The organism is Streptomyces sp. NPDC008092, from assembly GCF_042957285.1.
In the GTDB taxonomy this organism is placed as follows: Bacteria; Actinomycetota; Actinomycetes; order Streptomycetales; family Streptomycetaceae; genus Streptomyces.
Map to the genome: position 1 here is coordinate 451459 of NZ_JBIBHY010000002.1, position 25592 is coordinate 477050.

The 25592-nt window shown below is 73.0% G+C and carries 21 protein-coding genes; 9 read left to right on the top strand and 12 right to left on the bottom strand.

The annotated features are described in order from the left end of the window. Window positions 1–822 carry an SDR family NAD(P)-dependent oxidoreductase gene (locus ACFZB3_RS06950; RefSeq protein ID WP_391370867.1) on the top strand — a complete coding sequence of 274 codons (822 nt, stop codon included), beginning with the start codon at window positions 1–3 and terminating at the stop codon, window positions 820–822. Here ACFZB3_RS06950 and ACFZB3_RS06955 read toward each other — a convergent pair. From ACFZB3_RS06955 to ACFZB3_RS06980, 6 genes are all read right to left on the bottom strand, one after another. After that, window positions 809–2296, bottom strand: coding sequence for an aldehyde dehydrogenase family protein (locus tag ACFZB3_RS06955; RefSeq protein WP_391370869.1), 1488 nt, complete (start codon window positions 2294–2296; stop codon window positions 809–811). The genes ACFZB3_RS06950 and ACFZB3_RS06955 overlap by 14 nt on opposite strands. Before the next feature lie 73 nt (window positions 2297–2369). Continuing rightward, window positions 2370–3392, bottom strand: coding sequence for an oligopeptide/dipeptide ABC transporter ATP-binding protein (locus ACFZB3_RS06960; protein ID WP_391370872.1), 1023 nt, complete (start codon window positions 3390–3392; stop codon window positions 2370–2372). Beyond that, window positions 3385–5418, bottom strand: coding sequence for an oligopeptide/dipeptide ABC transporter ATP-binding protein (locus ACFZB3_RS06965; protein ID WP_391370875.1), 2034 nt, complete (start codon window positions 5416–5418; stop codon window positions 3385–3387). Before ACFZB3_RS06965 ends, ACFZB3_RS06960 begins: the two co-directional genes overlap by 8 nt. Continuing rightward, the gene (locus ACFZB3_RS06970; protein ID WP_391370878.1) at window positions 5415–6353 is read right to left on the bottom strand and encodes an ABC transporter permease subunit; all 939 of its coding nucleotides are present in this window, start codon (window positions 6351–6353) and stop codon (window positions 5415–5417) included. Before ACFZB3_RS06970 ends, ACFZB3_RS06965 begins: the two co-directional genes overlap by 4 nt. Window positions 6354–6417: 64 nt before the next feature. Continuing rightward, complete coding sequence (locus ACFZB3_RS06975) at window positions 6418–8031, bottom strand: ABC transporter substrate-binding protein (protein ID WP_391370881.1); 1614 nt, start codon at window positions 8029–8031, stop codon at window positions 6418–6420. Window positions 8032–8600: 569 nt separating this feature from the next. Next, window positions 8601–9404 (bottom strand): IclR family transcriptional regulator C-terminal domain-containing protein, encoded by an 804-nt coding sequence (locus ACFZB3_RS06980; protein ID WP_391370884.1) that lies wholly within the window; start codon window positions 9402–9404, stop codon window positions 8601–8603. A 200-nt stretch (window positions 9405–9604) separates the two neighbouring features. Between ACFZB3_RS06980 and ACFZB3_RS06985 the strand changes: the two genes are divergently transcribed. The 4 genes from ACFZB3_RS06985 to ACFZB3_RS07000 all read left to right on the top strand — a co-directional run bounded on the left by ACFZB3_RS06985 (window position 9605) and on the right by ACFZB3_RS07000 (window position 13548). Then, window positions 9605–10429, top strand: a complete 825-nt coding sequence (locus ACFZB3_RS06985; protein ID WP_391370886.1) for an alpha/beta hydrolase-fold protein — start codon at window positions 9605–9607, stop codon at window positions 10427–10429. 100 nt (window positions 10430–10529) lie between these two features. Next, window positions 10530–11105, top strand: coding sequence for a carboxymuconolactone decarboxylase family protein (locus ACFZB3_RS06990; protein WP_391370889.1), 576 nt, complete (start codon window positions 10530–10532; stop codon window positions 11103–11105). Beyond that, window positions 11105–12037 (top strand): aldo/keto reductase, encoded by a 933-nt coding sequence (locus ACFZB3_RS06995; RefSeq protein ID WP_391370892.1) that lies wholly within the window; start codon window positions 11105–11107, stop codon window positions 12035–12037. The genes ACFZB3_RS06990 and ACFZB3_RS06995 overlap by 1 nt, the downstream gene beginning before the upstream one ends. Next, complete coding sequence (locus ACFZB3_RS07000) at window positions 12034–13548, top strand: DHA2 family efflux MFS transporter permease subunit (protein ID WP_391370895.1); 1515 nt, start codon at window positions 12034–12036, stop codon at window positions 13546–13548. Before ACFZB3_RS06995 ends, ACFZB3_RS07000 begins: the two co-directional genes overlap by 4 nt. Here ACFZB3_RS07000 and ACFZB3_RS07005 read toward each other — a convergent pair. Further along, window positions 13451–14398 (bottom strand): LysR substrate-binding domain-containing protein, encoded by a 948-nt coding sequence (locus ACFZB3_RS07005; protein ID WP_391370898.1) that lies wholly within the window; start codon window positions 14396–14398, stop codon window positions 13451–13453. The genes ACFZB3_RS07000 and ACFZB3_RS07005 overlap by 98 nt on opposite strands. A 158-nt stretch (window positions 14399–14556) precedes the next feature. Here ACFZB3_RS07005 and ACFZB3_RS07010 point away from each other — a divergent pair, with 158 nt between their 5' ends. Both ACFZB3_RS07010 and ACFZB3_RS07015 read left to right on the top strand, forming a co-directional pair. After that, window positions 14557–15252, top strand: coding sequence for a DJ-1/PfpI family protein (locus tag ACFZB3_RS07010; RefSeq protein ID WP_391370902.1), 696 nt, complete (start codon window positions 14557–14559; stop codon window positions 15250–15252). 28 nt (window positions 15253–15280) lie between these two features. Then, a complete protein-coding gene (locus tag ACFZB3_RS07015) occupies window positions 15281–15805 on the top strand; it encodes an SRPBCC domain-containing protein (RefSeq protein ID WP_391370905.1) in 525 nt (174 codons plus the stop codon). Between the two features lie 223 nt (window positions 15806–16028). On the opposite strand, the gene ACFZB3_RS07020 is transcribed toward ACFZB3_RS07015, so the two are convergent. The 5 genes from ACFZB3_RS07020 to ACFZB3_RS07040 form a co-directional block, all read right to left on the bottom strand. Then, a complete protein-coding gene (locus tag ACFZB3_RS07020; RefSeq protein ID WP_391370908.1) occupies window positions 16029–17237 on the bottom strand; it encodes an ABC transporter substrate-binding protein in 1209 nt (402 codons plus the stop codon). 79 nt (window positions 17238–17316) lie between these two features. Beyond that, a complete protein-coding gene (locus ACFZB3_RS07025; protein ID WP_391370910.1) occupies window positions 17317–19896 on the bottom strand; it encodes an ATP-binding cassette domain-containing protein in 2580 nt (859 codons plus the stop codon). Window positions 19897–19908: 12 nt separating this feature from the next. Continuing rightward, complete coding sequence (locus tag ACFZB3_RS07030; RefSeq protein WP_391370913.1) at window positions 19909–20778, bottom strand: branched-chain amino acid ABC transporter permease; 870 nt, start codon at window positions 20776–20778, stop codon at window positions 19909–19911. Between the two features lie 165 nt (window positions 20779–20943). Then, a complete protein-coding gene (locus tag ACFZB3_RS07035) occupies window positions 20944–22314 on the bottom strand; it encodes an FAD-dependent oxidoreductase (RefSeq protein WP_391370916.1) in 1371 nt (456 codons plus the stop codon). Window positions 22315–22509: 195 nt separating this feature from the next. Further along, entirely contained in the window at window positions 22510–23577 is a 1068-nt protein-coding gene (locus tag ACFZB3_RS07040) for an alcohol dehydrogenase catalytic domain-containing protein (protein WP_391370919.1), read from the bottom strand. A gap of 58 nt (window positions 23578–23635) precedes the next feature. On the opposite strand from ACFZB3_RS07040, the gene ACFZB3_RS07045 reads away from it, so the two are divergent. Both ACFZB3_RS07045 and ACFZB3_RS07050 read left to right on the top strand, forming a co-directional pair. After that, window positions 23636–24442, top strand: a complete 807-nt coding sequence (locus ACFZB3_RS07045; protein ID WP_391370922.1) for an SDR family NAD(P)-dependent oxidoreductase — start codon at window positions 23636–23638, stop codon at window positions 24440–24442. Window positions 24443–24456: 14 nt separating this feature from the next. Beyond that, window positions 24457–25590, top strand: coding sequence for an acyl-CoA dehydrogenase family protein (locus ACFZB3_RS07050; RefSeq protein ID WP_391370925.1), 1134 nt, complete (start codon window positions 24457–24459; stop codon window positions 25588–25590). Window positions 25591–25592 lie beyond the last annotated feature (2 nt).

Consider the following 25592-nt stretch of genomic DNA (forward strand, 5'->3'; position numbering starts at 1 on the left):
ATGAGACCGCGGAACTCCCGTTCACTGGACGCAGGTTCGGCACACGTGATCGTGACGGGCGGGTCGAGCGGCATCGGGCTGGCCACCGCCCGGCTGTTCGCGGACCGCGGGGCCAAGGTGTCCTTGATCGCACGGGGGCCGGAGCGGCTGGGCGAGGCCGCGAAGGAGCTGTCGGCCGCCGCGCGGGCGGCCGACGTGGCCGACCGGACGGCCCTCACGCGTGCCATCGGGGAACTGGAGGAGGAGCAGGGCCGGCCCTGCGACGTCCTGGTCACGTCGGCGGGGCTCGCCCGTCCGGGACACTTCCTGGAACTGCCCGACGAGGTCTTCCGGCAGATGATGGACGTCGACTACTTCGGCACGCTGTACGCGATCCGGGCCGTGGCCCCCGGCATGGTGGAGCGCGGGCACGGCAGCGTCGTCGCCGTCTCGTCGGCCGCCGGGCTGATCGGGATCTTCGGCTACAGCGCCTACGGACCGGCCAAGTTCGCCGTACGCGGGCTGCTGGAGTCGGTACGGGCCGAGCTGACACCCCACGGGGTGCACGTCGGGGTCGTCTTCCCGCCGGACGTGGACACCCCGCAGCTCGCCGAGGAGAACCAGTGGAAGCCGGCCGAGACCCGCGCGGTCGGCGGGACGATCAAGCCGCTCACCCCGGAGCGGGTCGCGTCGGCCATCGTGGACGGCATCGAGCGAGGACGCTTCGTGATCTGCCCCGACGCGGGCACCCGCGCCCTGGCCCGGTTCGGCAGCGTTCTCCTGCCCTTCCTCAACAGGGAGTTCGACCGGAGGGCCAGGGCCGCCGGCGTCAGCCGGCGTTGATGACCACGCACTTCACCTGCGTCCAGTCCTCCAGGTAGTCGGGGCCCATGGAGCGGCCGAAGCCGCTGTGCTTGTAGCCGCCGAAGGGGGCGCCGATGGCTCCGGCCGGCCCGCCGTCCCCCAGGGTGTTGACCGCGATCTGGCCGGCCTGGACCCGGCGGGCCAGGCGTACGGCGCGGCCGATGTCCCGCGTCCAGACGGTGGCGGTGAGGCCGTAGCGGGTGCCGTTGGCGATGGCGACGGCCTCCTCCTCGTCCTCGTAGGTGAGTACGGACAGCACCGGGCCGAAGATCTCCTCCTGGGCGATGCGCATCCCGGGCCGGACCCGGTCGAAGAGGGTCGGCTCGACGAAGTACCCGTCGTCGTACGGCGCACCGGTCAACTTGCCGCCGCCCACGACCACTTCGGCGCCCTCCTCGCGTCCGACGGCCAGGTAGTCCAGGACCCTCTTCTCCTGGCGGGCGTTGATCAGCGGGCCCATGTCGACGGGCTGGTCCCACAGCCCGACCCGGACGGCGCGGAAGGCGTCCGCGACCTCGGTCACGAGCCGGTCGTGCAGCGCGGGGTGCACCAGGACGCGGGAACCGGCCGCGCACACCTGGCCGCTGTTCATGACGATGCTGCGTACGATCGCCGGGACCGCCTTCGCCAGGTCGGCGTCGGGCAGCACGATCTGGGGCGACTTGCCGCCCAACTCCAGTTGCAGGGGTATGAGGTTGCGGGCGCAGGCCGCCATCACGGCGGTGCCGGTGGCGGGCGAGCCGGTGAAGCTCATCTTGCGGATGCCGGGGTGGGCGGGGAGCGCGGCACCGGCTTCGGCGCCGTAGCCGGTGACGACGTTGAGGACGCCGGGCGGGATCCCCGCCTCCTGCGCGAGCCGGGCCAGGTACAGCGCCGTGAGCGGGGCGTCCTCGGCCGGCTTGAGGACGACGGTGTTGCCGGCGGCGATCGGCGCGGCCGTGTTGAACACCGTCATCGGGCCGGGCGCGTTCCAGGGGATGATCGCGCCGACGACGCCGTACGGCTCGCGCAGGGTCAGGCCGAGCAGGTCGGGGGAGCGGGTGGGCAGGGTGTCGCCGAAGACCTTGTCGGCCTTGCCGGCGAGGTAGGTGAGGCGGGCGGCGATGGGGGAGGGGCCGACGGGGTGGCCGACCTCCATGGCCTCCAGCCGGTTGATGTCGTCGTCGTGCTCGCGCACCAACTCGGCCCAGCGGTAGAGGAGTTCGCCGCGCACGGCGGGGCTGGTGTCGCGCCAGGCGGGCAGCGCCGCCTCGGCGGCGCGTACGGCGTCGTCGACGTCCTCGGCCGTACCGCGGGGCACCCGGGCGAGCAGGGCGCCCGTGGCCGGGTTGATGACTTCCAGTACGGCTTTGGAGCGGGCGGGGACCCACTCGCCGGCGATGAGGTGCGTGCCGTCGGGCAGGAGTGCGGCGATGTCGAAGGAGGTGGTGGAGGCGGGGGCGGTGGCGGTCATCGAGTTCCTTGTGGGGCGGGGGCGGTGGGAGAGGCAAGGCCTGCCGGGTGGTCTGGCGGGGCCCGCTGGGTGGTCAGGCGGCCCCGGCCGGGGACCGGAGGGGCATGGCCGTACCGGCGGCGATCTCGTCGCGGCGGTGGCAGGCGACGGCGACCCCGTCGTGCTCCACCAGTGCGGGCTGGTCGGAGCGGCAGATCTCCTGCGCGAACGGACAGCGGGCGGCGAAGGCACACCCCGCGCCGACCTGTCCGGTCACCGGGCCGGCCGGGACGGTCGTGCTCGCGAGGCGCCGCTCGGCCTGGCGGCGGCGCTGGACGATCGGGTCAGGGACCGGGGCGGCGGCGAGCAGGGCCCGGGTGTAGGGGTGGGAGGGGTGGTCGGCGACCAGGGCCGCCGGGCCGCGCTCGACGACCCGGCCGGCGTACAGGACGACGACCGTGTCGCTGAGGTAGCGCACCACGGCCAGGTCGTGGGAGATGAACAGGTAGCTCAGGCCCCGGGTCCGCTTGAGGCGGGCCAGCAGGTTGAGGACCTGCGCCTGCACGGACAGGTCGAGGGCGCTGACCGCCTCGTCGCACACGACGAAGTCCGGCTCCATGACCAACGCCCTGGCGATGGCGATGCGTTGGCGCTGCCCGCCGGAGAAGGCGGCCGGGTAGCGGTGGGCGGCGCCGGGCGGCAGGCCGACGTCGTCGAGGGCGCGCAGGACGCGCTCGCGGATCTCGTCCGCGGGCAGGCCCAGGTTGTAACGGAGTGCCTCGGCGAGGGTGTCTCCGACCGTGTGCGCCGGGTTCATGGAGCCGTACGGGTCCTGGAAGACCACCTGCATACGGCGGGCCAGCAGCCGGCGGTCCGCGCGGGTGCCGTGCGTGATGTCGGCGCCGTCGAACTCGACGCTGCCGCCCGTCACCGGTACCAGCCCCAGCACGGCCGAGCCGATCGTCGACTTGCCGGAACCGGACTCGCCGACCAGGCCGACGGTCTCGCCGCGGCCCACGGTCAGGTCCACGCCGCGTACGGCGCTGACGTCGCCGCCGTGCCGCCGGGAGCGGCGGTAGGTGACGTCCAGGCCGCGCACCCGGAGAAGCTCACTCATGTGCTCCTCCTCCGATCAGTTCGAGCGGGCGGATGCATCGCGTCGACCGTTCCAGTTCGACCAGGTGGGAGATCACGACGGGTTTCTCCTTGCAGGCGTCGGTCACCCGCGGGCAGCGGTTCTGGAAGTGGCAGCCGACGGGCCACTGGGTCGGGGGCGGTACCGCCCCCTCCACGGCGGGCAACGGCTGCCCCGGCAGGGCGTGATGGGGGTCGGACCCCAGCAGACCGGCCGTGTAAGGGTGCGCGGGCGTGGTGACGAGATCGGTGACCTCGGCCTCCTCGACGACCTCGCCGGCGTACATCACGACAGCGCGGTCGCAGAGGTCGGCCAGCACACCCCAGTCGTGGGTGATGAGGATGACGGAGGTACCGCCCGCCCGCAGTTCGCGCAGCAGGTCGAGGATCTCCGCCTGCACGGTCACGTCGAGGGCGGTGGTCGGCTCGTCGGCGATCACCAGGGCGGGGTCGCCCGCCAACGCGGCCGCGATGCCGACCCGTTGGGCCATGCCGCCGGAGAGCTGGTGCGGGTAGCTGCCGGCCACCCGGGCCGGGTCGGGCAGCCGTACCTGCGCGAAGAGCTCCAGGGTGCGCTCCCGGGCCTGCCTGCGGGAGCATCCGGTGTGCAGGCGTACGACCTCGGCGACCTGGGCGCCGGCGGTGAAGGACGGGTCGAGACCGGAGACGGGGTCCTGGGCGATCCATCCGATACGACGGCCCCGGACGCGGCGCAGCGCGGCGGCATCGGCGCGGGCGAGGTCGGCGCCCTCGAAGAGGACGGTGCCGGCGGTGATCGCGCCGCCGGCGGGCAGCATGCCCAGCAGCGAGGTGGCCGTGACGGTCTTGCCGCAGCCGGTCTCGCCCACGATGCCCAGGACTTCGCCGGCCCGCAGGTCGAACGACACGTCCCGGACGACCTCGGTGGGCGTGCCCTCGATGCGCAGCGACACCGTCAGACCGCGCACCGACAGCAGCGCGTCGGGGTCGGGCTCCTCGATCACCCGCGGCGTGTCCGTGTCCGTGTCCGTGCCGGTGCCGGTGCCGGTGCCGGTGACCGTGCCCGTGACCTCGGCCCGCACCGGTTCCGGCGCGGCTCCCCGCGGCCGGCCCATGCGGCGGGACGGCGGCCTGTCGGCCGGGGGCGCGTACCGTTCGGCGAGCGTGTCGCGCAGGCCGTCGCTGAGCAGGCCGAGCGCCAGGATGAAGCTGACGATCATGAAGCCGGAGGGAACCAGCAACCAGGGGTCGGTGCCGATGTTCTTGGACGCCTCGGCGATCATGCTGCCCCAGCTCGCCCGGGTGGTGCCGAGGCCGAGGAAGCCGAGCCCGGTCTCCAGGAGCACGGCGTAGGCGCCGAACACGGAGGCCTGGACGAGGACCACTCCGGTGACCCGGGGCAGGACGTGGCGCCGGATGATGACCCGGTCGCGGATGCCGCCCGCCACCGCCGCCCGGACGTACAGCTCCTCCTTCACCCCGAGCGTCGCCGAGCGCACGACCCGGGCCAGCAGGGGAGCGCCGAGGAGGCCGTTGGCGGCCATGGCCGCGCTCTCGTTGCCGGTGAACACCGACAGGACCACCAGCAGGACGATGATCACGGGGACGGCGGAGATCAGGTCGGCGCTCTTGAGGACCAGCCGGTCGAACCAGCCGCCCCGGTAGCCCGCGACCATCCCGGCCGGGACCCCGAGGGGCAGGTACACGGCCAGGGTGATCAGCACGCCGAGCAGGGTGATCTGCCCGCCGTGCATCAGCCGGCTGAGCACGTCGCGGCCGAGTTCGCCGGTGCCCAGCCAGTGCGCGCCGCTGGGGCCCTGCAGCGCCGCGGTCAGGTCCTGCTCGTCGGGGTCGTAGGGAGCGAGCGGGCCCGCCAGCACGGTGACCAGGACGACGAGGAGGAGGTAGCCGGCGGAGACGGCCGCGGCGGGCTTGCGCAGCAGCCGGGCGGTGAACCCACGCCGTGCCGCACCCCGTCGAGGGCCGCCGCTCCCGGACGCCGTCCTGTGCGCCATCGCCGGGGCCTTCATGTCCGCACCTTCGGGTTGAGCATCGCGTACACCACTTCGATGAGGAGGTTGATCAGCATCACGGTGACCGTGAAGACGAGCGCGACACCCTGGACCATCGGGATGTCCTGCGTCTGCGCGGCGGTCACGGCCAGGCCGCCGAGGCCCGGCATGACGAACAGGGTCTCGGCGAGCACGGTCCCGCCGAACAGGGTCACGACGACCACGCCGAGGACGGTGACGATGGGCGCGGCCGCGTTGCGCAGCACGTGCCGGAAGACCACCGAGCGTTCCGGGACGCCCCGGGCGCGCAGCACCCGGACGTACTCCCGGTCGAGCTGGGTGAGGACGCCGTCCCGGGTCTGTTTGGCGACCGGCGCGGTGGCCGGCACCCCGAGGGTGAGCACCGGCAGGACCAGGGACTCGAACCACTGCACCGGGGAGTCGGTGAACGGCACGTACCCCGAGACGGGGAAGAGCGGCAGCTGCACGGCGAACGCGGTCATCAGCACCAGCCCGAACCAGAAGTTCGGCACCGCGAGGCCGACCAGCGCGATGCCGTCCACGGCGCGCCCCAGCCATCCGCCCTTGAGCGCGCTGAGGACACCGAGGGCGACGCCGGCGACGGCGGCGACCAGGATCGCGCCGCCGATCAGTGACAGGGTGGTGCCCAGCCGGGAGCTGAGCTGGTCGCTCACCGGGACGCCGGAGGTGATCGAGTCGCCGAGGTCGCCGTGCAGGGCTGCGGTCAGCCAGTCCCAGTAGCGGACCAGCAGCGGATGATCGAGGCCGAGCTGGGCGTCGAGCGCCTTGACCTGAGCGGGACTGGCGTTCGCGCCGAGGATGGTGCGGCCGGGGTCGCCGGGGACCAGGCTGGTCAGGACGAACGTCAGGACGGTCACGCCGAACACGACGGGAACCGCGCCGACGAGCCAGCGGAAGAGGATCCTGTGCATCTCACCTCACTCCTTTCTCGGGCCGGGCGGCCCCCGTGGTCAGGCCGGGGGCCGCCCGGAGCGCTTACTTGGTGGCGTAGATGGCCAGCGGGCTCACGAAGGGGGCGCCCGCGCTGACCTTCACCCCGCCGATGCCGGGGCGGACGTAGTAGTTGACGGGGGTGAAGGCGACCGGGGCGTACCAGGCGTTCTTCACCAGGTACTCCTGCATCTGCTGGTCGAGCTTCGCGCGCTCGGCCGGCTCGGCGGCGGCCGCCTTGTCGAACAGCTCGGTCAGCTCGGGGGCGGTGCTGCCGAAGCCGTTGAAGACCTTCGAGCCGGGCATGAAGAGGTCCAGGCCCTCCAGGTACATCGGCTCCTCGGTGAAGCCGCCGGAGACCGCCGGGTACTTGTGGTTGGTCTGGTTCTCCACGAACGAGGTGATGCTGGTGACCGCGGTGACCTTCACCTTGATGCCGACCTTGGACAGCTGGCCGGCGATCGCCTCGGCCATCGTGTCGAAGCCGACGAAGGTGGCGGCGAGGACGGGCAGCGTGAAGCCGTCCGTGTAACCGGCCTCCTTGAGCAGCTGCTTGGCCTTCGCCGGGTCGTAGGGGTATTCCTTCGCCATCTCCTCCGAGTAGCCGTCGCCGCCCTTGATGACGGTCTGCACGGTCGGTGTCCCCGCCGAGCCGAGCAGGGCCTTGGTGACGGCGTCCCGGTCGATGGTGTAGTTGATCGCCTGGCGGACCCGGACGTCGCCGAGCGGCTTGGACACCTCGCCCGCGCGGTCGATCAGGCTCAGCCCCTGGAGGATCACCGGGAGGCCGACGGTGGACATGCCCGCGGCCTTGGCCGAGGCGGCGGAGGTGTAGTCGCCCTTGTAGACGTCGATCTGGCCGGTCTTCATGGCGTTGACCGCGGTCTGGCCGTTCTGCACGATCCGGATCACGATCTTCTTGTAGTGCTGCTTGGACTTGTCGTAGTAGCCGGGGTTGGCGGTGTACGTGTAGTGGTCGCCGGCCACACTGTCGGACGGCTGGTAGACGTAGGGACCCGCGCCCTGACTGGTCTTGGTCGGCGTCAGGCTCGACGCGCTCGCCAGACCCTTGGGGCTGATGATCTGCCCGATGCCGTACGACTGGGTCAGCAGGGTCGGCAGGATCGGGTTGGCCTTGGCCAGCTTGATGGTCAGGGTGAGCGGGCCGGTGGCCGTGATGGTGGCGTCCGTCAGGTAGTGCGCCTGGTTGCCCTGGGCCTTCTTCGCGTACTCCAGGGAGGCCTTCACCGCGTCGGCGGTGACCGCCTCGCCGTCGGCGAACTTCACGCCCGAGCGCAGGGTGACCGACAGTTCGGTGTTGCCGGAGCCCACGTACTTCCAGGACTTGGCCAGCGCCGGCTGCACGGTGCCCTCGGGGGAGAGGTAGAACAGCGACTCGTACGACAGCATCGTGAAGTCGACGAAACCGAGGTCCAGGCTGCCCGGGTCGAGGGTGGGCGGGGCCTGCTGCTCGGCGACGGTCAGGGTGTCGCCGGGCACCGCCTTGCCGGTGCTCTGGGCGCCGGTTGCCGCGGTCTTGCCGCCGCCGCAGGCGGTCAGGGTCAGGGCGAGCGCGGCGCACGCGGCGACGAGGCCGGTGCGTGCGGTCCGGAGCGATCTCGGGGTGAGCCGGCCGGAGGTGGAGTCGAGGGAGTGCATGTACTTCTCCTTGCGCCACGGGAGGTCCGCCAGGGCAACAGGGGCCGGAAGGCGGGCAGCTGGGTGTCATGAGGAACATCTGCACGTGCCGGGCGCGGACGAGGGGGTCGCGGGGCCCGGGCGGCACCCGCAAGAGGAGGGGGCCACCTGCGCGTGTTCACGGAGGGTGCGAGTCGGCCGGCGGAGGGCCGGGAGGTGCGGAGGGTCGGGTGCGTCGCGGGGGACCGTCGTGCGGTGCCGGCCGGAGCGGGCCGTGCGGAACCGGCGGTCCTGAGGAATGAGCGGCGACGAACCGGAGGTGCTCCCGCTGCTCGCGAGGATCAGGCTCAGGTACTGCGGTGATGCCGGTCCACCGGGGGCTGGCCGGTGAACCGGGGCCTGGGCGTCTTTCGGCCGCAGTGCGGACGAGACGCGATCGGCCCAGTGGTGTAACCCTGATGAAACCGGGCCCTGCTGTCCAGCATCCGTGCAAGGGGAATGGGGTGCCGGCCGCGAAAGATAAGCGTGCGGATCATGGACTGGTGTACAGACGCGCCTTGTTGTAAAGGCGGGGATCCCGCAGTCGGGCGTCAGCCCAGCAGGCCGTGCAGCGCCTCCGCCGTCGTACGCACGGTGTCGGCCCAGCCCACCAGGGCCTCCCGCGTCTCCAGGAAGGTGATCGTCGAGACGTTGACCGCGCCGACGATCCCGCCCTTGGCGTCGCGGACCGGTACGGCCAGGCAGCGTACGCCGGGTTCGTTCTCCTCGTCGTCCACGGCGAAACCCTGCTCGCGCACCTTGGCGAGTTCCGCGCGCAGTGCGGCGAGGCCGGTGAGGGAGTTCTCCGTACGGGGCGGCAGCCCCGACCTGTCCACCAGCGCGGTGAGTTCCTCGTCGGCCAGACCGGACAGCACGCACTTGCCGATCGCGGTCGTGTGCAGCGACAGCTGCTGGCCGACCCGCGAGGAGTCCTGCACGGCGTTCGGCCCGGACACCTTGACCAGCAGGGTCACGACGTCGCCGGTCCGCACGCCCATGTGCACGGTGTGGCCGATGCGCCGGCCCAGAACTTCGAGTTCGGCCCGCATCACCTGGTCCTCCTCGCAGCCCTGGGTGATCCGGGCCGCGAGCGCGCGGATCCGCGGCCCGGGGCTGTAGCTCCCCGCCCCGTCGGAGGCCAGGAAACCTGTCCCCACCAGGTTCTGGAGGATGCGGTGCGCACTGGCCTTGGGGACTCCCGCGGTGGCCGCGATGTCTCCCAGACGGTGCGGATAGCCGGGGGCCGAGGCGGCCTCCAGCAGGTTGAGCGCCTTGTCGGTGGCGTTGCCCGCGCTGGAGCTGCGTCCCCCGCGGCCGCCCGGCTGTGAGTCCTCTGCGGTTTCGATCCCGGCCATTGACAGGCTCCCGTCGCACGGTTTCACTGATGAGCGTTCCACAAGAGAGTACAGCATTCCACGTAATGGAACACCGGGTTGGTGGGTCGGAGGGCTGCCGCACCTGCCTCGGAGGACCCGGGAACCGCACCACGACCATCCCCGAGAGGACAACCCCCGTGCCAGAGAAGGTCCACAAGGTACGCACGACCCCGCAACAGATGGCAGAGATCGAACAGCAGTGGATCGACGAGGTCCAGGAGGACCAGGAACTCACCGCCTTCGGTCTCTACCCGCAGCCCTCGCGCGGCAGCGCGGACGCCCAGGGCAGCTACCAGCTCTACCTCCCGCCCCAGTACGAGACCGAGCCCGACCGGCGCTTCCCCGTCATCTACTGGCTGCACGGCGGGTTCGGCAACGCCCGCCAGGGTTCCGAAATGGTTGCGCGGATCGACAAGGCGGTCCGGGGCGAGGTCATGCCCCCGGCGATCGTCGTCGTCCCGCAGATCCTGCCGATCGGCTGGTACGTCGACTCCAAGGACGGCGCCCGCCCGCTCGCCCAGATCACCGCCTTCGACCTGGTCCGGCACATGGACGACACCTACCGGACGATTCCCGAAGCCGCCGCCCGTACCGTCGAGGGCTTCTCCATGGGGGGCTTCGGCGCCCTGCACCTCGGCCTGAAGTACCCGAAGATCTTCGGCAAGGTGTCCGCGGTCGCCCCCGCGATCCTGCGCGACCTCAAGGACGAGCCGGAGGACCGGGTCAACAACACCTACTTCGGCGACCAGGAGTACTACGACCTCTGCCACCCCTGGAGCCTGGTCCTCGCCAACGCCCCGGAACTGCGCCGCACCAGCCAGGTCCGGCTGCTGTCCGGCCGCCTCGACACCCGCCTCGCGCCCACCATCCGCGACCTGGACACCCGCTTCACCGACCTCCAAGTGCCGCACGACTTCTTCGAGTTCCCGGACGCGGACCACGAGTACGCGGACATCATGGACGGCTACGGCGACAAGTACTACGCGTGGTGGCGCACCGCCTGACGACAACCGTCCACCAGCTCCAGCGGGTTGAGCATCCCGTCCGGGACGCTCCCCGCCCGAGCCGCCGCACCGCCACCTCCCCCTGAAAGGCAGCGCAGCCATGCGACTGACCCCGCTGACCAGCCTCACCCCCGAGCAGACCGAACTGCTCGAAACCATCGTCGGCCCCGGCGTCGAACCACCCCCGCCCTTCCTCGTCTGGGCGCGCGACATGGAACTCGCCCACTGGGTGGAGAACCTCGGCCGGTACTGCCGCAACGAGTCCCGGTTCCCGCAGAAGCTGCGCGAGCTGAGCGTGCTCATCGCCGGCCGCCACTTCGACAGCCAGTCCGCCTGGAACGCCCACATCCAGCAGGCCGTCGAGGAAGGCATTCCGGCCGAGTGCCTCGACCGCCTCGCCCGCGACGAGGACCCCGGCTTCAAGGCGGAGGACGAGCGGGTCTTTCACGCCTTCGCCCACGAGATGCTGTACGACCACTTCGTCACGGACGCCACCTACGCCGAGGCCATCGAGCTGTTCGGTGAGGAGGGCGTGCTGGACCTCATCGGCTGCATCGGCAGCTTCAGCATGTCCGCGATGATGCTCAACACCTTCCAGGTCCCGCTCCGGCCGCACCTGCCCCGGCCGTTCGCCGACGTCGACGGCTTCCGGCGGGTCCCCGGAGGCGACGCCTGATGCCGCGATCCCCACTGCAGCTGCTCGACGGGCTCCTCGACGAGGACGGCATGGAGACGGCCGCACACCGCTTCGTCCTCGGGGGCCCGTTCGGTGCGGAGCCCGCCGAGGCCACCGCCGAGCGGCTCGCCCACTTCGCCGACGCCGGCGGGCTGCTGGTGGAGACCTCGCACAGCTACGCCGGCGGGCGGGCCGAGGCGGCGGTCGGCGCGTGGCTGCGGGCGAACCCCGGCACACTGGGCGTGACCACCAAGGTCGGCCACGACACCACCGGCGGCGACATCCCACTCGACCGGGACACCGTCCTCGCCCACGTGCGGTCCGCACTGGCGAACCTTGGTGTCGACGTCATCGACGTCCTCCTCTACCACTGCGACGACCCCACCCGGCCGGTCGCCGAGCTCGCGGACACCCTCGTGGGCCTCGTCGACGCCGGACACGTACGCCGCGTCGGCGTCTCCAACTGGCGGGCGGCGCGGCTGGCGGAGCTCGCCGCCGCACTCGTCGCGAGGGGCCACACACCCGTCGCCAGCTACCAGTTCAGCCTCGCCGAACCCGACCCGGCCCGGCTGGAGGGCAGCCTGCACGCCGACACCGCCGTGCTCGACGTCGTACGACGACACCGGCTGCCCCTGCTCGGCTGGTCCTCGCAGGCCCGCGGCCACTTCGCCCGCACCGGACCCAAGGCGCACCACGGCAAGCCCGACCCCTACGACACCGAGGCCAACCGCGCCCGACGCGACCGCTGCCGCGAACTCGCCGGACAGCTCGGCTCCCGGCCCGAGACCGTGGCCCTCGCCTGGACCCTCCACCACCCCGGCGTGTGGCCGTCCATCGGGGCGCGGACCACCGCGCAGATCGACAACTCCCTCCAGGCGCGCCGCCTCACCCTCACCGAGGAGCAGGTCCACTGGCTCCGCGACGGCCGGTGAGCTCCGTACTGCCGACCGGGCCGCGCTTCGGTCACCGGGTCCCCGCGAAGGTCGCCGTCTGCGGGGTGTTCGTCGCCGCGAACTTCATGGCCATCATGGACACCACGATCGTCAACGTGGCCCTGCCGGCCATCGGCCGCGACTTCGCCGTCGACACCTCGGGACTGAGCTCCGTCAACGTCGGCTACCTGGTCGCCCTCGCGGTCTGCATCCCCGTCTCCGGCTGGCTCGGCAACCGCTTCGGCACCCGGCGCACCGCGCTGACCGCCCTGCTGCTGTTCACCGTGGCCTCCGCGCTGTGCGCCACCGCCGGCTCGCTCGGAGCGCTCACGGGGTACCGCGTGCTGCAGGGCGTCGGCGGCGGTCTGCTCGCCCCCGTCGGGATGACGATGATGCTGCGCGCGTTCCCCGTCGCCGAGCGGCTGCGCGCACAGCAGTACGTCATGCTGCCGACCGCCGTCGCCCCGGCCCTCGGCCCGGTCCTGGGCGGCTGGCTGGTGGACACCGCCTCCTGGCACTGGGTGTTCCTCGTCAACCTGCCGGTCGGCGTCCTCGCCCTGCTCTTCGGGGCGGCCGTCCTGCCCGACTTCCCCGGCACGGGCGCACCCCGTTTCGACGTGCCCGGCTTCGTCCTCGCGGGCGGCGGCCTCGCGGCGGTCCTGTACGCCCTCACCGGCGCCCCGGACCGGGGCTGGGGAAGCACCGGCACACTGGTTCCGCTGGTGGGCGGCGTGGCGTTCCTCACCGCGTTCGTGCCCTGGGAGCTGCGGGCCGCGCACCCGATGATCGACCTGCGGGTGGCCGAGGACCAGCTGTTCCGTACGACCCAGCTGGTCCTGCTGCCGACCGGGGCGGCGTTCATGGGCGTGCTGTATCTCTATCCCCAGTTCCTGCAGACCGACCTGGGCTACGACGCGCTCCACTCCGGCCTGGCCACCTTCCCGGAGGCGCTCGGCATGCTGACCGCCTCCCAGCTCGTGCCCCGCCTCCACGACCGGGTCGGCCCCCGCCGCCTGATGGCCGCGGGCGGCGCCGGAGCCGCGCTGGTCGTCGTGCTCCTGGCGATCCTGACGGCCGCCCCGCACCCGTTCGCCCTCTACCCGTCGATGTACCTGCTCGGGACCTCCGTCGGCCTGCTCTTCGCCAGCGCCCAGAACGCCGCCTTCGTCACGATCCCGCCCGCCCGTACGGCCGACGCCACCACCCTCCTCAACATGCAGCGGCAGACCGCCGGCGCCTTCGGAGTGGCCCTGGCCGGGACCCTGACGGCGTCGCTCGCCCCACCCGCCGGCACCGGCCCCGCCTTCGCCGACCGCATCGCCTTCCTCACCCTGGCGGCCCTGTGCCTGGGCGCCGCCGCCCTGGCCCTGCGCGTCAGCGACCGGCAGGTCCGGGAGGCGTACGACGCGGCCGCTACCAGTCGCGGGCGGTACGCCGCAGGGCGTCGCGCACCCGGGTCACGTCGGGGTTGGCCTCGGCGCCGGGCCGCTGGACGAGGAACAGGGTGTTGAGCGGCGGCTCCTGCGGGGCGTGCAGGAGGGCGAGACGGCCCGAGTCGAGGTACTCCTGGCACAGCGAACGGGGCAGCACGCTGAAGCCGGCGCCCGCGTTGACCGCCGAGAGCACCGCGTACAGGTTGGGCACGGTGACGGCGGCACGGGCGGTGAGCGGCCTGCCGAACACGGTCCGCCAGTAGCGGCGGAGGATCGGCAGGTCCTCCGCGTACGTCACCATGGGCACCTCGCGCAGGGCGGCGCCCGGATCGTCCGCCTCCGGGTGGCCGGCGAGGCGTTCGGCCCAGGCCGGACTCGCGACCAGGAGGTACTCCTCGTCGGCGAGCGGCACCGACTCCAGCGCCCGGCCGCGGGGCCGCCGGGTGGCGATGACCAGGTCGTGCCGACCCGCCCGCATCTCCTCAAGGAGCGGCTCGGGCAGCCCCTGCGAGACACGGAGCTGGACGCCGTCGGCGACGAGCGGGACGAGCGCGGGCAGCACCCGTACGCACAGCAGCTCCGACGGCCCCGCCAGGTGCACCGGCGCGGCGAGCGCGCCGGACTCCTCCAGGCCGCCGAGCGCGTCGAGCGGGGCGGCGATCCGCCCGGCCATCTCGTGGGCGTACGGCGTGGGCTCCACACCCCGGGGCAGCCGGGTGAACAGCTCGCGGCCGGTCTGCTGCTCAAGGGTGCGGATCTGCGCGGTCACCGTGGGCTGGGAGAGCCCGAGCCGCGGCGCCGCCGCCGTGAACGACCCCGCACGGTACACGGCCAGGAACGTCCGGAGCAGGTTGAGGTCCGCGTGCTGCGGGAGCTGCCCGCCGCCGGCTCCCCGGGGCGGGACCGTGGCATGCGTCCGGTGCTTCATGGCCTCCAGCCTAACCGGGCACGCCATCGGCATCCCGATACCGGAGATCGGCTTCCCTATTGGTGGGCGGATGGGTGACGGTCCTAGCGTGGGAGGCGTCGCCGAGTGGCGGCAGCCCACCCGGGTGGCGACGATGCAGGCGGAAGCAGGGGAGAGACATGGCGGAGATCCTTTTCGTGATGACCGGAGCCGATCGATGGACGCTGGCCGACGGCACCGCACACCCCACCGGGTTCTGGGCCGACGAGGCCGTCGTCCCCTACGAGGCGTTCAAGGCCGCCGGCCACGGGATCACCGTCGCCACCCCGGGCGGCGTGGTCCCGCCGGCCGACCCCGCCAGCCTCACCCCGCAGGCCAACGGCGGGGAGGAGAACGCCGCGGCGGTCCGGGCGGTCGTGGCGGAGGCCCCGGAGTTCCGCAGTCCCGTCGCCCTGACCGGTGTGACGGTGGACGACTTCGACGCGGTGTACGTCCCCGGCGGGCACGGCCCGATGGAGGACCTGGCCGTCGACGCCGACTCCGGCCGCATCCTGACCCGCGCGCTGGAGTCCGGCCTCCCGGTGGGCGTGGTCTGCCACGGCCCGGCCGCCCTGCTCGCCGCCGTCAGGGAGGACGGCACCAACGCGTTCGCCGGTTACCGGATCACCGCGTTCACCAACGCCGAGGAGCGGCTCGCCGGCAGCGCCGACGGCGCCAGGTGGCTGCTCCAGGACCGCCTCACCGAGGCCGGCCTGAACGTCGAGGCGGGCGAACCGTGGGCCCCGCACGTCGTGGTCGACCGCGGGGTCGTCACCGGCCAGAACCCGGCCTCCGCCGGCCCGCTCGCCGCCGAACTCCTCAAGAAGCTCTCCTGACCACGCACTTCACCGTAAGGACACCCGCATGACCAGCATGACCACGCAGAACGCGATCAACTGGCCCGAGAAGTACCTCCCCGGCACCGGCGACAACTTCGTCTCCAACGAGGTGATCGTGAAGGGCCTCACGGCCGCCCGGGTCTGGCACTACCTGGTCGACACCTCCGAGTGGGAGGGCTACTACGACAACGTCGCCGACATCTCCTTCCCGTCCGGCGGCGGCCCCGAGCTGGCGGACGACCGGATCTTCAGCTTCGGCACCTTCGGCTTCCCGCCCCTGGACGCCCATGTCGTCGAGTTCCAGGCCCCGGCGGACGGCGTCCCGGGCCGCTTGTCCTGGACGGCGAAGCAGGACGGCAAGCCGGAGGAGCGGCTGGACGTCCTGCACGCCTGGCTGGTCGAGGACCTGCCCGGCAACCGGGTGCGCATCCTCACCCAGGAGACCCAGATCGGCGCACCGGCCGCGGCCCTCGCGAACGAACGCCCGAACCCCATGCTCAACGGCCACCAGGCCTGGCTCGACGGCCTCGTCTCGGCCGCCGCCAAGTAGCAGCACCCAGTTCCGGGTGGGCCCGCCCCCGCGGCACCGTGCCGGCCACCGCCCGACGCGGCACCCGGCACGGTACCGGCCCGGGCATCCACCGGTGGGTCACCTCGTCACGGCACGCGGCGTGGGCGCGGACCTCGTGGCGGAGGCCGGCTGCGGCTCGTTCCGTGGCGTCCGACGGAGAACACCCGGCGCCCCAGCGGAACCGCGTCGCCGGGACGGGCGATCAGTCGCGGGTCGGGGGAGTGTAGAAGTCGCCCACGGACGTCCAGACGCCGTTCTTCACCTCTACCTTCTGCACGCTGCGCGTCCCCAGATGGTTGCTCGCGCTGAAGCTCATGACCGGCGACACCCCCGGGTCCACCTTGGTCGCCTTCTGGTAGGCGTCGGTGAGGGACCGGGCCGTGACAGGGCCCTTGACGGTCTTCGCGATCTCGGCGAAGACCCTGGCGTTGCTCCAGCCCCACAGGGCGAGGAAGCCCGCGGTCTGGCCCGGCTCGTACTTGGCCATCGCCGTCCGGAACTCCTTGACCGCGGGGTCGTCGTCGGACGGCGCCTTGACCAGCTGGACCGCCTTGAGACCCTCGGCGGCGTCCTTGGCCAGGGCGATCGTCGACTCGGCCGCCACCGGGGCGTAGGCGTACGTGGGCAGAGCGAGGCCCTGCAGCTTGGCCTCCTTGAGGAAGGCGGCCGCCTCGGGCGAGGTGAGGATCAGGATGACCGCCTGCGGCTTCGCCGACTTCACCTTGCTGATCACGGGTGTGTAGTCGGTGGTCTGGTACTTGACCGGCAGCCGGTCGACCTCGACCGAGGGGTCCAGCTTCTTCGCGACGGGCGCCACCTGTTCGGCCACGTTCACGAAGGCGGCCGGGTCGCTGTGCACGACGAGGATCTTCTTCGCGCCGTCCTGCACCGCCCACGCGGCGACGGCCGCGGCCTGGTCCTCGTAGAGGGTCTGGGTGCCGAACAGACCGGCGCGCGGCGGCTTGTACCAGTTCTCGGCGCCTCCGACCTCGTTGAGGACCGGCACCTTCGACTGGTTGAGGACGAACGGGAAGGCCGCCTCGGCCTGGGAGGTGCCGTTCGCGTTGACGATGGCCACGACCTTGTCCTGACCGACCAGTTCACGCGCGATCTGCACGGTCTGCTGCGGGTCGGCCGCGTTGTCCCGGACGGTCCACTCGACCTTGCGGCCGTTGATGCCCCCCTGGGCGTTGAGCATCTTGAAGTACGCGTCGGCGCCCGCCTTCTCGGCCACGCCGTACGTGGCGGTGGAGCCCGTGAGGGGCAGCCACGCGCCGATGTGGATCTCGGAGGAGTTGCTGCCTGCCGACGCCGAGTCCTGACCGGCGCACGCGCTTGCGGTCAGTGCCAGTACGGCGAGAACGGCTGTCGCTCCCGCCGCACGGCGGAATCTGCTGAAGGTCCTGATCACGGTCCACCTCGTTCACGACGTTCACGATGTTCACAACGGACGTAAGGGATACAGCGGGTGTGGCGGTCGGCAGGGGATGTCACTTCACCCGGGAGGTCCGGGCCGTCTCCGCCTCGGTCGGGGCGGGTGCCGGGCCGCCGCTGAAGTACGCCGACTCCGCCCGGGCCGCGAACTTGGGGTCGTCCGGCCGTCCTTGGGCGGCGACGACGCCCTCGTGCAGGACGGCCACCTCGTGGCAGACGGCCAGGGCCCGGCTGAGGGACTGCTCCAGCAGCACCACCGTCAGGCCGTCGTGCGTCAGCCCGATCAGCCGGTCGTAGACCTCGTCCACCAGGGCGGGGGCCAGTCCGAGGGCCGGTTCGTCGACGATCAGAACGTCCGGCCGGGCGATCAGCGCCCGGGCGATGGCGAGCATCTGCTGCTCGCCGCCCGACAACCCGGCGGCCGGGGCGGACATCCGGTCCCGCAGCCGTGCCGGCAGCCACTGGACGGCTTCTTCCAGTCGCTCGCGCAGCGCTCCACCGGTGATGCCGGCCGCGTACGCCGCGACCTCCAGGTTCTCGCGCAGCGACAGCGTCCTGAACAGTCCGCGGCCCTCGGGAGCCAGACTCGTGCGCACGGAGCCGCTCGGCTCCCGTACGCCGTGGGCGGGGCGGAGCGAGCCGTGCAGGATGCCGGCGAGGGTGCTCTTGCCCGCGCCGTTGGCCCCCGCGACACCGAGCACGCTTCCTTCGCGGACGTCGAGATCGACGTCCCGCAGGGCGACCACACCGCCGTACGAGTGGCCTGCCCCGCGCAGCCGGATCAGGCTGTGCCGGCCCACGGTGGCGGGCAGTTGGGCCCGGCTGCCGACCGTTCCCAGATAGGACGACCGCACCTTCGGGTCCTGGAGCACGGTGTCCGGGGTGCCGTCGCCGATGGTACGGCCGAAGTCGAAGGCGAGCACCCGGTGGGCGACTGAGAAGAGGTCGTCGAGGACGTGGTCGATGACGACCACGGCGGTGCCCTCGGCGTTGAGCCGCCTGATGTGCCCTGCCAGCAACGCCCGTTCGCCCGCGTCGAGGCCGCCGAAGGGCTCGTCGAGGATCAGCAGCCGCGGCCCCTCGGCCATCGCCCGCGCGAGGTCGAGGCGCTTCTGCAGACCGAAGGGCAGCTCCGCGGGGCGACGGTCCGTCACGTCCGTGAGGCCGACGGAGTGCAGCAGTCGGGCGACGGCGTCCCGGTCGCGGGCCGTGATGCGGCGGCGGGTGCACAGCAGGTTCTCGGCGACGGTGAGTTCGGAGAACACCTCGGCGTGCTGGAAGGTCCGGCCGATCCCCAGCCGCCGTCGCGCGGTCGCCCTCGCCTTGAGCAGGGGCCGGCCGGTGAAGTCCGCGGTGCCGCTGACGCGGCCGTTGCCGGTCAGCCCGGACAGGACGTTCAACAGCGTTGTCTTTCCTGCCCCGTTGGGCCCGATGACGGCCAGGATCTCGTCCTGCCGCACGGACAGCGAGGCGTCCTCCAGGGCCTTGAGGCCGCCGTACGCGACGGACACGTGGTCCAGACGGAGGAGGGCGGGGGTTTCGCCGTCGGCCCCGGACGAGCGGCCGGGGGGCGGGGGTGGCGCGGTGGGCCCGGAGGACGGGGGGAGACCGGACGGCGGGCGGCCCGCGGACGGTTCGGGGAACGGCGGTCGGCCCGCCGTCGGCCGTCGCCGTACGCGCCGCAGGATCCGGCGCGCGGGCCCGGCGAGGGACGGTACGACTCCCGCGGGCAGGAAGAGGAGGACGGCGATCAGGACGACGCCCTGAACCACCGGCTGGGGCATCCCCACGGTGGCCGAGAGCGAGGGGCTCCAGGTCAGGTAGACACCGCCGGCCACGGCGCCGAGGACCGAGCCGACGCCGCCGAGGACGCACGCCGCGATCAGCGAGATGCCGAAGGCGAGCGAGAACGGGTCCGGGCTGACGAACCCGGTGATCAGGCCGAGCAGCACGCCCGCGAAGCTCGTGCACGCCCCGCTGACCGCGAACGACAGCGAGGACTGGGCTTCCGGCGCGATACCGACCGTACGGGCGGCCATGGGATGCGACTTGGCGGCCACCAGGCGCATCCGCAGCGCCGAGGCGCGGGCGGGCACGGCCAGGGCGAGGACCACGGCCGCCGCGCCCACCGCGAGGTACTGGGCTTCTGTGCCACCGCCCGGAAACGTGCCGAGGCCCGCCGCGCTGCGCAACTGGAGCACGGGGACTCCCTGGTCGCCCCCGGTCACGCTGCTCCACCTGTTGACCAGTTCCAGGGTCACCGTGGTGAAGGCGAGGGTCAGCAGGGCGATGTAGAGCACCGAGAACCGGGCGCCCGCGTACCCGAGGAAGGCGCCCAGGGCGGAACCGGCGGCGAGGGCCGCCAGGACCACCGCCTCCAGCGCCCAGCCGTGCGCGCTGCCGTACGCCGCGAAGTAGGCGCCGATCGCGAAGAACGCGGGGTGGCCCACCGACCAGATGCCGGACCAGCCTGCGAGCAGGCCGACCGACAGCACGACGATCGTGTACACGGCCGCCAGCGCCACCGAGTACATCTGGTAGGCCGGGATCGCGCCGGCCGCCATGAACACCATGAGCACCGCGCCGGCGGCCGGTCCCAGGGCGGCCCTCGCCAGGACGGAACGGTTGAAGACCATGGATGCGACCCCTCAGACGCGCTGGAAGGTGCGGGCGCCGAACAGCCCCTGGGGGCGGATCAGCAGCACCAGCACGGTGAACGAGAACACGAACGTGTCGCGGAAGCCGGCGGAGACGTAGTTCGCCGCCAGGTTGTCCAGGACGCCGATGGCCAGCCCGCCCACGACGGCGCCGTACATGCTGGTCAGACCGCCCAGGAAGATCCCGGCGAAGGCCCGGAACAGCGGTGCGGTGAGCGCCGTGGTCGCGAGGCCCGAGCGCGGCGCGTACAGGCACGCGGCCAGCGCGGCGAGACCGAGGCCGAGGGCCCAGGAGATCCGGGCGAGCCGCTGGGCGCCGAGGCCGACGACCCGGGCCGTGTCGGCGGACTCGGCCACCGCCCGCATGGCCGAACCGAGCGTGGTGCGCGAGAACAGGTAGCCCACCAGTGCCATCGCCACCGCGGCGACACCGATCGTCACCAGGCTCTGCACCGGCAGTGCCGCGCCCGACCAGCGCACGGTGCCGTCCACCAGGCTGGGGAAGTCCCTGGGCTGTTCGCCCCAGACCGACCCGGCCAGGTTCTCGGCGATCAGCGAGACTCCCATGGTCACGACCAGCGCGGAGAACAGCTGTCCCTGGCCCAGCGGCCGGATCACGGTCTCGCGCACCAGCAGGCCGGCCGCGACGGTGACGGCGACGGCGGCGAGCAGACCGAGCGCCGTCGCCACGCCCCGGTCGTGCAGCGAGACGGCCACGTACAGGCCCAGGGTCGCGAGCGACGCCATCGCGAAGTTCACGACGTCCGTGGCCCGGTAGATGATGACCAGCCCGAGGCCCATGAGGCCGTACACGGCTCCACTCGCCACACCGCTGACCAGGACAAGCAGGAACTGACTCACAGTCCCTCCCTCGGGGAAGAGAGCGTTTCACGCCACGCGTGCGGGACGTACGGGCACCGCGGGCAGTCACCGAATCAAAGTGAACTCAATTCAGTACGCTAGGCACTGCAGCGCCCGGCGGGCAAGACTCGTGCACGGGATTTGTGCGGGCCGGCCGGCAGGGCCTCAGCGGCCGGCGGCCGCCGGTGTACCGGCGAGCGCGGTCCGGGCCGCTGCCAGCCCGAAGACCAGGGCGGGGGCGAGACCGCCCGCGTAGGCGCGCCGGTACAGCCCGCCCGCGTCCGCGCCGGCCGCGAGCAGTCCGGGGACCGGACCGCGCCCGCCGGAGCCCGTGTCCCCTTGCCCGGTCAGGACGCGGGCCCCGGCGTCGATCGGCAGGCCGGCGAAGGTGAACGTGACCGCCGGGGCGGCCTCGATGACGTAGAACGGCGGCTCGTCCAGCGGGCGGAGGTCCAGCAGGCGCCCGGGGGCCGGGACCCCGCCCGATGCGGCCGCGGCGTTGAACTCCCTGATGCGGTCGCGGATCACGGCGCCCGGATAGCCCCACTCCGCGGGCATCGACGCGAAGTCCGCCAGATCCTCCGCCACCGCGCAGCGGGCCCCGGCCCGATGGCACAGCTGGAACTTGTCGACGCCCGGAATGCCCGCCACGTACGGGGCGCTGATCCACTCCCGGTGCACGCGGGCGTCCGCGACCAGCAGACCGCGGGCCTGCGGCCGGTCCAGCAGGGCCATGGCGGTGAGATGGTCCCCTGCCGTCTCGTCGGCGAAGCGCTCGCCCGTGGTGTCGAACAGCAGGGCGTGCTCGCTGTAGTAGAGCGCGAGGTCGACGAAGCGCGCCGGGTCGGCCAGGGAGACACCCGCCGGCATGAGGTGGCCGTAGAAGCCGGCGTCCTTCGCGCCGAACCCGGCCCCCACCGCCCGGCCGAGCGCGAGCCCGTCGCCCCGGCTGTGCGGGTTGGCCCGCAGCGCGACGTCCGCGGCCTGCGGGTGGAGGTGCTGGGCGCGCAGCCCGGGATCGCCCTGGAAGCCGCCGGTCGCGAGCAGGGTCCAGGTGGCCTCGATCCGGCGCGCCGAGCCGTCCGGCAGGAGGCACTCGGCCCCCGTCACCCGGCCGTTCTCCGTCAGCAGGGTGCGGGTCCAGGTGGCGGTCAGCACCTCCTGGCCCCGGTCCCGGACGAGCCGTTCGCAGGTGTCGAGGTAGTGGTTGGTGTCGACCTGGTGCCCGCGCCCGAAACCGAGCACGGGCACCGGCGGCCTGCACTCCACGCCGAGCGACCGGACCCAGGCCACCCCGTCGGCGAAGCCGCCGACCAGGGCGGCGGCCAGCTCCGGGTCGCCGTCCGGGTTGACCCGGCGCAACTCCCCGACCGTGGGGGCGGTCCAGATGAAACCGGCGAAGCGGGCGGAGCCGCCGGTGCGTTCCGCCTTCTCCACCAGCACCACCGAGCCGCCCTCGGCCGCCACCCGGGCGGCGGCCGAGAGTCCGGCCATGCCGCCGCCGATCACCAGCAGGTCCACTGTGTCCGCACCCATGGGCAGTCCTCCGCCTCCGTGTCACCGACGTCTCCGTGCCCCCGCATGGGACAAGACGCTAATTGAACTCACTTCTGTAGTCGAGATGTCGGTACGGGCGCGCTGCGGCGGTGCGGTTTCGGACGGGGCGGCGCCCCGGCCGGGAACCCGGCCCGGGCCCCGGCCGGGAACCCGGCCCGGGCCCCGGCCGGAGACTCAGTCGGGAACGACGACGGCCCGCCCCCGTACCGCGCCCGCGCGCAGCCTCTCGAACGCCTCCAGGGCGTTCGACAGCGCGTACCGCTCGACCTCCACGCGCAGGGCGCCCGCGCGGGCCAGCGCGACCACCCGTTCGAGCTCGGGCACGGTTCCCCAGAAGGGCAGCGAGATCCGTGTTCCGGGCGGGAGCGCGCCCGGCTTGCGGACCGTCAGTTCGCCGCCCCCGCTGCCGGCCACGACCAGCTCTCCGCCGGACCGCAGCACGGCGACGGCGAGTTCCAGGCTGGAGCGGCTGCCGACGAAGTCGAGCACGGCCACCGCTCCGGTCCCGCCCGTCCGGGCCCGCAGGACCCGGGCGGTGTCGGGCCGCAGCAGTGTCCCGAAGTGCGCGCCGCACGCGTCGGCCAGGGCCAGCGCCTCCTCCCGGACGTCCACGGCCAGTACCTGTGCGGCCGTCGTCGCCCGCAGGATCCGGACCGCGAGGTGGCCCAGCCCGCCGATGCCGACCACGACCACGCTCGCACCGCCGGCGAGCGCGGGCCCGACGGAGGTGACCGCGTGGTACGCGGTGAGGCCGGCATCGGTCAGCGGCGCCGCCTGGACCGCGTCCAGGTCGCCCACCGGGACCAGCAGCCGGCCGGACGGGACGAGCAGCGTGTCGGCCATGCCGCCGTCCCGGCCCAGTCCCGCTCCGGTGCCGGTCAGTTCCCGGTCCAGAGCCGGTCGCCGGTCGCAGTAGTTCTCCGCGCCCGCACCGCAGTTCGCGCACCGCCCGCAGCCCCACGGCCCGTACACGACGACGCGCTCCCCCACGGGCGGACCCACGGCCCGCGGGCCCCGCTGCAGCACCCGGCCGGCGACCTCGTGGCCGAGGGTGAACGGAATCCGGTAGGGGAGACCGCCCGCGGCGGCGTCGACGACGTGCAGGTCCGACCGGCACAGCCCGGCCGCCTCGACCCGCACCAGCACTTCCTCGCCCGTGGGTACGGGGCGCGGCAACCCGGTGAGGACGGGCGGGCCGCCCCAGCGCGTCAGCCGGACCGCTCTTGTTCCGCCTGTTGACATGGCCGAGACGGTAACAAAAATGAAGTCAGTTCAGTAGTCGGAGGGAGAGGTGGCCGCCATGGGTGACGAACGCGGTGACGGGAGGACCGGACGCTTCGGCGGACGCGTCGCTCTGGTCACCGGCGCGGGCTCCGGCATCGGAGCGGCGGTGGCCCGGCGGCTCGCGGGGCAGGGCGCGGAGGTCTTCGCCGCCGACATCGACGGCGCCGCGGTGGCGGCCGTGGCCGGGGAACTGCCCGGCGCGCACGCGCTGACCGTGGATGTCGCGGACCGGGCGCAGGTCGACCGGGCGTTCGCCGAAGCGGTCGCGGAGCACGGACGCCTGGACGTGGTGGTGCACGCGGCCGGTGTCGACGACCCCGCCGCCAAGGAGTGGATCGCCGAGGCGCTGCGCGACGGCCGCCCGCCCGAGGTGACCGCGAGGCTGGGCGACGAGGCGTGGCGGCGGGTGCTGCGGGTCAACCTCGACGGCACCTTCCACGTGCTGCGCGCCGCACTGCGCGCCATGGTGCCCCGCAGGTCCGGCGCGGTCGTCACTGTCGGCTCCTCCTCGGCCTTCGACACCCTGGCCGGCTACCCGCACTATGCGGCGTCGAAGGCCGGTGCGCACGCGCTGAGCCAGGCCGTCGCCAAGGAGGCGATCGCGTTCGGCGTCCGCGTCAACACGGTGGCGCCCGGTCCGACGGAGACGGGCATGGCCGCGCGCACGCCCGCGGCGCTCCGGGACGGCTTCGCCGGTCCGCGGGTCCGGCCCTACGCCACGCCGGAGGAGATCGCCGACATCGCCCTGTTCCTGGCCGGTGAGGACGCGGCGAACCTCGTGGGCGCGGTCCTGCTGGCCAACGGCGGGCGGTTCACGGTGTGATGAGGGAGGTTCGGATGGACAGGCTCGATATCGATCCCGCACTGCTGCTGCAGACCGAGGAGCAGCGCCAGCTGCGAGCGGTGCTACGGGATGTGCTCACCGATTCCTGCGGGCCAGGGCAGGTCCGCGAACAGGCCGCGAGCCCGCGCGGATTCGACCGGGCGCTCTGGGACAGGCTCGCCCGCGAGATCGGCGTGCACGGCCTCGCCGTTCCCGAGGAGTACGGCGGCGCCGGCTACACCTTCGCCGAACTCGCCGTCGCCCTGGAGGAGACGGGGCGCGTCCTGTGGCCCGCTCCGCTGCTGCCGACCGCCGTGCTGGCCGGGGAGGCCCTGCTGACCGGCGGCGACCGGCGGGCCTGCGAACGCTGGCTGCCGGGCATCGCCTCCGGAGCGCGCACCGCGACCGTCGCCGGAGTGCTGCACCCGGCCCGGGTGGCCGCCGAGCGCGGCCCCGGGGGATGGGTGCTGCGCGGCGAGGCGGACTTCGTGCCCGACGGCGAAGGCGCCGATCTCCTGCTGGTCGCCGCCCGCGCCCCGGACGGGGAGCGGCTGTTCGCCTGCGTGCCCGGCGCCGCGACCTGTCGTCGTACGGCCCGGCGCGTCCTCGATCCCACCCGGCGCCAGGCGTACGTCCGGTTCGCCGGAGCCGCGGCCGAGCCGGTCGGCGAGCCGGGACAGGCCCCGGCGATCGCCGCCGCCGTACGGGACGCCGCACGGGTGGCGCTGGCCGCCGAGCATGTGGGAGGCAGTTCGCACGCGCTGGACGCGACCCTGGACCATGTATCGCACCGAACTCAGTTCGGCAGAGTCATCGGATCCTTCCAGGCGGTCAAGCACCGGCTGGCCGACCTTCTCGTCGCGGTCGAGGGGGCCCGCTCGGCGTCGTCGTACGCGAGCGCCTGCCTGGCCGCGCGGCGGCCGGAGCTGCCGGTCGCCGCGAGCGCCGCGGCGGTCGCCTGCACCGGCGCGTATCGCCTGGCCGTCACCGAATACGTCCAGCTGCACGGCGGAATAGGCTTCACCTGGGAGCATCCGGCCCACCTCTACGTGCGGCGTGCCAGAGCGGACGAGGCGCTGTTCGGCACGGGGGACGACCACGGTCTGCGCCTGGCCGGCCTGCTCGGCCTCGCCGGTCGCGACGACTGACC

What these genes read in the sequence shown, in the direction of transcription:
- ACFZB3_RS06970 (WP_391370878.1), bottom strand. Translation starts at nt 6,353, where the DNA reads ATGCACAGGATCCTCTTCCGCTGGCTCGTCGGCGCGGTTCCCGTCGTG.
- ACFZB3_RS07045 (WP_391370922.1), top strand. Translation starts at nt 23,636, where the DNA reads ATGGGTGACGAACGCGGTGACGGGAGGACCGGACGCTTCGGCGGACGC.
- ACFZB3_RS07035 (WP_391370916.1), bottom strand. Translation starts at nt 22,314, where the DNA reads ATGGGTGCGGACACAGTGGACCTGCTGGTGATCGGCGGCGGCATGGCC.
- ACFZB3_RS06995 (WP_391370892.1), top strand. Translation starts at nt 11,105, where the DNA reads ATGCCGCGATCCCCACTGCAGCTGCTCGACGGGCTCCTCGACGAGGAC.
- ACFZB3_RS06960 (WP_391370872.1), bottom strand. Translation starts at nt 3,392, where the DNA reads ATGAGTGAGCTTCTCCGGGTGCGCGGCCTGGACGTCACCTACCGCCGC.
- ACFZB3_RS07010 (WP_391370902.1), top strand. Translation starts at nt 14,557, where the DNA reads ATGGCGGAGATCCTTTTCGTGATGACCGGAGCCGATCGATGGACGCTG.
- ACFZB3_RS07040 (WP_391370919.1), bottom strand. Translation starts at nt 23,577, where the DNA reads ATGTCAACAGGCGGAACAAGAGCGGTCCGGCTGACGCGCTGGGGCGGC.
- ACFZB3_RS07050 (WP_391370925.1), top strand. Translation starts at nt 24,457, where the DNA reads ATGGACAGGCTCGATATCGATCCCGCACTGCTGCTGCAGACCGAGGAG.
- ACFZB3_RS06955 (WP_391370869.1), bottom strand. Translation starts at nt 2,296, where the DNA reads ATGACCGCCACCGCCCCCGCCTCCACCACCTCCTTCGACATCGCCGCA.
- ACFZB3_RS06975 (WP_391370881.1), bottom strand. Translation starts at nt 8,031, where the DNA reads ATGCACTCCCTCGACTCCACCTCCGGCCGGCTCACCCCGAGATCGCTC.
- ACFZB3_RS06950 (WP_391370867.1), top strand. Translation starts at nt 1, where the DNA reads ATGAGACCGCGGAACTCCCGTTCACTGGACGCAGGTTCGGCACACGTG.
- ACFZB3_RS06980 (WP_391370884.1), bottom strand. Translation starts at nt 9,404, where the DNA reads ATGGCCGGGATCGAAACCGCAGAGGACTCACAGCCGGGCGGCCGCGGG.
- ACFZB3_RS07025 (WP_391370910.1), bottom strand. Translation starts at nt 19,896, where the DNA reads ATGGTCTTCAACCGTTCCGTCCTGGCGAGGGCCGCCCTGGGACCGGCC.
- ACFZB3_RS07015 (WP_391370905.1), top strand. Translation starts at nt 15,281, where the DNA reads ATGACCAGCATGACCACGCAGAACGCGATCAACTGGCCCGAGAAGTAC.
- ACFZB3_RS07005 (WP_391370898.1), bottom strand. Translation starts at nt 14,398, where the DNA reads ATGAAGCACCGGACGCATGCCACGGTCCCGCCCCGGGGAGCCGGCGGC.
- ACFZB3_RS06965 (WP_391370875.1), bottom strand. Translation starts at nt 5,418, where the DNA reads ATGAAGGCCCCGGCGATGGCGCACAGGACGGCGTCCGGGAGCGGCGGC.
- ACFZB3_RS06990 (WP_391370889.1), top strand. Translation starts at nt 10,530, where the DNA reads ATGCGACTGACCCCGCTGACCAGCCTCACCCCCGAGCAGACCGAACTG.
- ACFZB3_RS06985 (WP_391370886.1), top strand. Translation starts at nt 9,605, where the DNA reads ATGGCAGAGATCGAACAGCAGTGGATCGACGAGGTCCAGGAGGACCAG.